Source organism: Mycolicibacterium vaccae NBRC 14118 = CIP 105934 (assembly GCF_001552715.1).
GTDB classification, from domain to species: domain Bacteria; phylum Actinomycetota; class Actinomycetes; order Mycobacteriales; family Mycobacteriaceae; genus Mycobacterium; species Mycobacterium vaccae.
In genome coordinates this window covers 1-5667 of sequence record NZ_BCRS01000246.1, presented here as the reverse complement: position 1 = coordinate 5667, position 5667 = coordinate 1, and the positions used below count along the sequence as shown (strand labels likewise).

Here is a 5667-nt window from a genome sequence, read left to right as displayed (position 1 = left end):
CCCCCCCAGCCACAGCACCACCACCGCCGCGAACAGCTTCTCCGCGATGTAGCGGAACTGGTACGCAACACCGGCCCAGCGGCCGGCGTCGCGGGGCGGCGGGACGCGCGTGGCGTCCTGCGCCACCGCGGCGTCGGCGCCGGGCGGGCTGGTGGGCGAGGTTTCGAGGACGGTCATCAGCCGGTGTGCGTCGGCGTCAGCCGAACGCTGCCTCCTGCCGTACCTTTCCCGCCCCACTCCCGCCCGCGGTGTGCAGGCGCTCCCCCGAAGGCACGTAGTCCTCGAAGCCGTCGCCCGGGCGCTCCAGTCCGAGGGTGTCGCGCAGCGTGGTGCCCGGGTAGTCGGTGCGGAACAGCCCCTTGCGCTGCAGGATCGGCACCACGTGGTCGACGAATTCGGCTGCCACGTCCGGGAGTTTGGCCGCCATGATGTTGAAGCCGTCGGCCGCACCCGCCTGCACCCAGGTCTCGATCTGGTCGGCGACCTGTTCGGGGGCGCCGATCGCGGTGACGTGGGTCAGGCCGCCGCCCTGGCGGGCCAGGATCTGGCGGACCGTGTACTTCTCCCGGCGCGCGGTGCTGATCAGTGCCGCGAAATGCCCTCCCTGCGCGCCGAGTTCGCCGTCGGCGGGCACCAGGTCCCACGGCAGTTCCTTGTCGAGGTCGAGTGCCTCGACCGGGACCCCGACCTGAAGGGCCAGAGCGTTGATCGCGAACCGCTCGGTGTGCAGCTCGCGCAGTTCGATCTCCCGCTCGCGGGCCTCGGCCTCGGTCGGCGCCACCAAGGTGATGAGCCCGGGAAGCACCCTGATGGTGTCGGGGTTGCGGCCCCATTCCTTGGCGCGGTCGCGGACGGTGTTGCGGAACGCGATCGCCGATTCGATGGTCGGCTGCACCGTGTACACGGCGTCGGCGAACCGGGACGCCAGGCCGATGCCGTCGGGTGACGAACCGGCCTGCACCAACACCGGATGCCCCTGCGGCGAACGCGGAAGCGGAAGCGGCCCAGCGGTGGTGACGTGTTCACCGACGTAGTCGACGGCCCGGATGCGGGCTTCGTCGACGTAGGTCCCGGTGTCACGGTCGGCCACCCACGCGTCGTCGGCCCAGCCGTCCCACAGTGCCTTGACGGCCTCGACGAACTCGTGGGCGCGCCGGTATCGCGCGTCGTGGTCGAGTCCGTGTTCGCGACCGAAGTTGCGGGCGACGTCGTCGCCGTTGGTGGCCACGATGTTCCACGCGGCGCGCCCGTTGCTGATGTGGTCGAGTGTGGAGATCCGCCGCGCCAGGTTGTAGGCCGAGTTGTACGAACTCGACCCGGTGGCGACCAGCCCGATGTGGCTGGTGTGCTGTGCGATCGCGGCGAAGGCCAGCGTGGGGTCGAGGCCCCGGAACGGGCGGTACTCGCCGCGGTACCGCCACACCGGGGTGTCGGCGAGGAACACGGCGTCGAACTTGCCGCGTTCGGCGATCTCGGCCACCTCGATGTAGTGCTCGAGGCTGCTGTACCGGCGAGCATCGCCGTCGCCGGCGCGCCATGCGCCGGGGAACACGCCGCCCGGAATCAGGTTGAGATTCAGGGTGATCGAATCGTGCGGGAAAGTCATATTTTAGCCTCTATCTCGCTGCTACTTTTCTACGGGGAAGCCGACGATGCTTCCCCACTCGGTCCAGGAGCCGTCGTACACCCGCACGTTGTCCAGGCCCAGGATCTCGGACAGGGCGATCCAGCCCAGGGTGGAGCGGTGCGACAGACGGCAGTAGTTGACGATGATCGTCTTGTCTTTCGATGACCCTGTCCCTCCGACCTTTTCGTCGACGATGCGTTGCAGTTCGGCGCGGTCGCGCAGCCGTCCGGTGCCGTCGAGCAGGTCGCGGAAGAACAGATGTCTGGCCCCCGGGATGCGGCCGTGGCGTTCGGCGCCGTGGTCGATGGGGGCGTTGGGACCGCTGACGCGCGCGCCGCTGTACTCCTCGGGGGTGCGGTAGTCCAGGATCACGACGTCGTCGCGGCCGAGCAGGGCCAGCACGTCGTCGCGGCCGATCCGCAAATGTTCCTGCGCGGCCGTCGGTTCCGGCACGGCCAGCGGGGAGGTGGCCGGGGTGCGCGCGACGGTGCGCTCGCCGGCGGTCCCGACTCCGGCGGCCCGCCAGGCCTCCAATCCGCCGTCGAGATAGGCGATGTCGGTATAGCCACGCACCCGCAACACCCACAGCACATAGGCTGCGAACTGCGTCGGGTCGCCGGCCAGCACGATCCGCGAGCCCTCACCGGCGCCCAGCGCGAAGAGCCGCTCGGACAGTTCGGCGCCGGTCGCCAGCTCCCGCTTCAGCGGATGCCACGCGAGATCCTTCCAGAACACGGCGCGGGCGCCGGGGATCAACGGCCGGTCCGGGGCCGAGGCGTACACCTCGATGACCGCCAGCTGCGGATCGTCCAGGCGCGCGTCGAGGTCCTCCACGGAGATCACGCTCTGGGTGATCAGACTCATCTGCGTCCCTTTGTCACATGTGCTTTGATACAAGCTTTTGATACAAGACTCGTTGTTGTGCAAGCACATTAAAGACGCCGGCCACTTGCGGGACCATAGTTTCCCTTACCGCGAGAATAAGTACCGCGGGTCTGGTCCGGTCCGGGTGATCTGGCGTAGTTTTATCCGCCGGACGGCCTGATCGCTTTGTCTTGAAACATAATCTGTGACGTACTTACGCAAGGGAGCACACATGAGTGAGGCGGGCCGCACCGCCCACCTGATCGGACCGGCCGAGCTGCAGACGTGGCTGGACCGGCGACCCGAGACGGTCGTGCTGGATGTACGGCACGTGATGCCGGCCGATCGCGCCGATCACGACGCCTTCCTGTCCGCGCATCTGCCCGGCGCGTTGTTCGTCGACGTCGACACCGATCTGGCCGGCACCAGCACCGGCCGAAACGGCCGGCGGCCGTTGCCCGGCGCCGTGGAGTTCGAGAAGACGGTGCGGCGCTGGGGCATCGGCGCCTCCACCCCTGTGGTGGTCTACGGGGCGGCGCATTCCCCCGCCCCGGCCCGGGCCTGGTGGCTGCTCAAGTGGGCCGGTGTCGACTCGGTGCGCATCCTCGACGGCGGCCTGGAGGGCTGGCCGGGGCCGGTGGAGTCCGGCGACTCCGACGGGTCCCGTCCCGACAGTGACTTCGTCGTCACCCCGGGCGGCCTGCCGGTCGTCGAGGTCGCCGACGTGCCGTCCTTCGCCGACCGCGGCCTGCTCCTGGACGCGCGGCCCGCAGCCAGGTTCTCCCACCCCACCGACCCGGGGGCCGGCCACATTCCCGGGGCGCGCAGCGCACCGGTCGCCGGATTCTTCGATGCGGCAGGCTTTCTGCTGCCCGACGCGGAACTCCGGGAGCGCTTCGCCGCGCTCGGGATCCGCGCGGGCGACGAGCCCGCGGCGTACTGCGGCACCGGGGTGGCCGCCGCGCTCGAGGTCTTCGTGCTGTCGGTGCTCGGTGTCACGGCCCGGCTGTATGTCGGCTCCGCATCGGAGTGGTCCTCCGATCCGTCCCGCGTGCTCGTGCGGTGACCCCGCCCGAAACCGGGAGAAGGCGTCTGCTTCTGGACATCTCACCGTTCCGGCACAGCCGCGCCTTCACCCGGCTCTGGATCGGCACCGCGCTGGGAAGCATCGGTCAGGAGATGACCGTCATCGCGGTCGCGTTGCAGGTGTACGCGATCACCGCGTCGACGTTCGCGGTGGCTCTGATCGCCGGCATCGCGCTCGGCCCGATCATCATCACCGGCCTGTACGGCGGCACGCTGGCCGACCGGTTCGACCGCCGCCGCGTCGCCTGGATCGCCTCGGTGGTGTCGTGGCTGGCGATCCTGGCGCTGGCCGTGCACGCACTGCTCGGCGGCACGTCGCTGTGGGTGCTCTACACCGCGGCGACCGTCAACGCCGCCGCGGGCACCGTCGGCGGCATCACCCGGCGGGCGATCATCCCCCGGCTCCTTCCGGCGCATCTGCTGCCGGCGGCGGGTGCGCTGAACGGCATCAACATGGGTCTGATGGCCACGCTCGGTCCGCTGTCGGCCGCGGCGGCCGTCAACGCGGGCGGCTTCCACACCGCCTACCTGATCGACGTCGCGCTGCACACCGCGGCGTTCCTCGGGGTGTTCACGCTGCCCGCGCTGCGTCCGGTGGACGCGACGCAGGCGAATCCGCTGCGCGCTGTGCTCGACGGCGTCGCGTTCCTGCGTCGCGCGCGCAACGTCCGGTTCAGTCTGACGCTCGATGCGATCGCGATGGGCCTGGCCCAGCCTCGGGTGCTGTTTCCCGCGCTGGGCGCGGTCACTCTCGGCGGCGGGGTGACCACGGTCGGAGTGCTGTCGGCGGCGTCCGCCGTGGGCAGCGTGACGATCGCGCTGTTCTCCGGTTGGACGGGCGCGATCCGGCGGCAGGGTCAGGCCATCCTGATCGTCACCTACGTCTACGGGGCGACCATCGTGGCCGCAGGCGTGGTGGTGCTCGTCGCGGCGCTGCACCCGCATCCCGACGGCACGAACGTCGTCGGGGTCGCCGCGCTGGCAGCCGTGCTCGCGGTCGGCGGCGCCGTCGACAACATCGGGGCGATCTACCGGATGGCGATGCTGCAGGCCGCGGTGCCCGACCATCTGCGCGGCCGGGTGCAGAGCCTGTACACGCTGATCGTCACGGGCGGCCCGCGGGTCGGTGACGTGGTCAGCGGCGCGGTGGCCAGCGTGCTGTTCGTCTGGAGTCCGCTGCTGGCAGGCGGTCTGGTGATGATCCTGCTGACCTGGGTGCTGACCCGGCGGACGCCGTCGTTCAAGGACTACGACGCGGAGAACCCGCAGTCGTAACACTCCGCAGTCGTGCGGCGGGCCGGGCCGCGATCACTCGCTGCCGAGGGCCACCGGCCGGGCCGGCTCCGAACTCCACTGCGACCAGGACCCCGGGAACAGCGCGGCGTCGACGCCCGCGGTGGCCAGCGCCGCGACGACGAGCGACGCGGTCACCCCGGATCCGCAGTAGACCGCGACGTCCGAGGCGCCCACCCCACGCGTGTCGAACAGGTCCGTCAGGTCGGCGTCGGGCAGCAGCGTGCCGTCGCCGCTGAGCAGGCTGGTGCTCGGCAGGTTGACCGCGCCGGGGATGTGGCCGGCGACGGGGTCGACGGTTTCGCTGTCCCCGCGGTAGCGCTCCGGGGGCCGCGCATCCAGCAGTGTCGGTGTGCCGAGTGCGTCGTCGGCGGCGATCGTCCTGCGCGCGCCGTGGTAGAGGTCGTCGTGTGTGACGGTGACGTCGCCGGGCTCGGGAACCTCTGTGCCGGTGTGAAGTTCACCTGTCCAGGCGGCCAGGCCGCCGTCGAGGATGCGTACGTCCGGGATGCCGGCGGCGGTCAGCACCCACCACGCGCGCGCCGACCCCGCACGGTTCCAGTCGTCGTAGACCACCACGGGCACGCCGCGGCGCACTCCCCAGCGGCGGGCCGCGGCCTGCAGTGCGGAGCCGGACGGCAGCGGGTGACGGCCGCGGCCGGGCACGCTGTGGTCGGACAGCTCGTCGTCCAGCGACACGTACACCGCCCCCGGCAGATGCCCCGCCTGGTAGGCGGCGGTGCCGTCCGGTTCGGCCAGCGTCCACCGGACATCCAGCAGCGTGACCGGCTCGCCGG

General features: G+C 70.9%; 5 protein-coding genes. 2 read left to right on the top strand and 3 right to left on the bottom strand.

Annotated features, from left to right (window positions below):
• Positions 1-196: 196 nt before the first annotated feature.
• Positions 197-1606, bottom strand: coding sequence for an NtaA/DmoA family FMN-dependent monooxygenase (locus MVA01S_RS28275; protein WP_003929692.1), 1410 nt, complete (start codon positions 1604-1606; stop codon positions 197-199).
• 21 nt (positions 1607-1627) lie between these two features.
• Positions 1628-2491 (bottom strand): sulfurtransferase, encoded by an 864-nt coding sequence (locus tag MVA01S_RS28270; RefSeq protein ID WP_003929693.1) that lies wholly within the window; start codon positions 2489-2491, stop codon positions 1628-1630.
• Between the two features lie 232 nt (positions 2492-2723).
• Between MVA01S_RS28270 and MVA01S_RS28265 the strand changes: the two genes are divergently transcribed.
• On the top strand, positions 2724-3557 hold the full coding sequence (locus MVA01S_RS28265; RefSeq protein WP_003929694.1) for a sulfurtransferase: 834 nt from the start codon (positions 2724-2726) through the stop codon (positions 3555-3557).
• Complete coding sequence (locus MVA01S_RS28260) at positions 3554-4852, top strand: MFS transporter (protein ID WP_003929695.1); 1299 nt, start codon at positions 3554-3556, stop codon at positions 4850-4852. Before MVA01S_RS28265 ends, MVA01S_RS28260 begins: the two co-directional genes overlap by 4 nt.
• 33 nt (positions 4853-4885) lie before the next feature.
• On the opposite strand, the gene MVA01S_RS28255 is transcribed toward MVA01S_RS28260, so the two are convergent.
• Positions 4886-5667 (bottom strand): sulfurtransferase (locus tag MVA01S_RS28255; protein ID WP_060941790.1); only part of this gene is annotated, 782 nt, incomplete at its 5' end.

Bases quoted from the DNA above. Each gene is read 5' to 3' on its own strand.
- MVA01S_RS28275 (WP_003929692.1), bottom strand. From the start codon at position 1,606: ATGACTTTCCCGCACGATTCGATCACCCTGAATCTCAACCTGATTCCG.
- MVA01S_RS28270 (WP_003929693.1), bottom strand. From the start codon at position 2,491: ATGAGTCTGATCACCCAGAGCGTGATCTCCGTGGAGGACCTCGACGCG.
- MVA01S_RS28265 (WP_003929694.1), top strand. From the start codon at position 2,724: ATGAGTGAGGCGGGCCGCACCGCCCACCTGATCGGACCGGCCGAGCTG.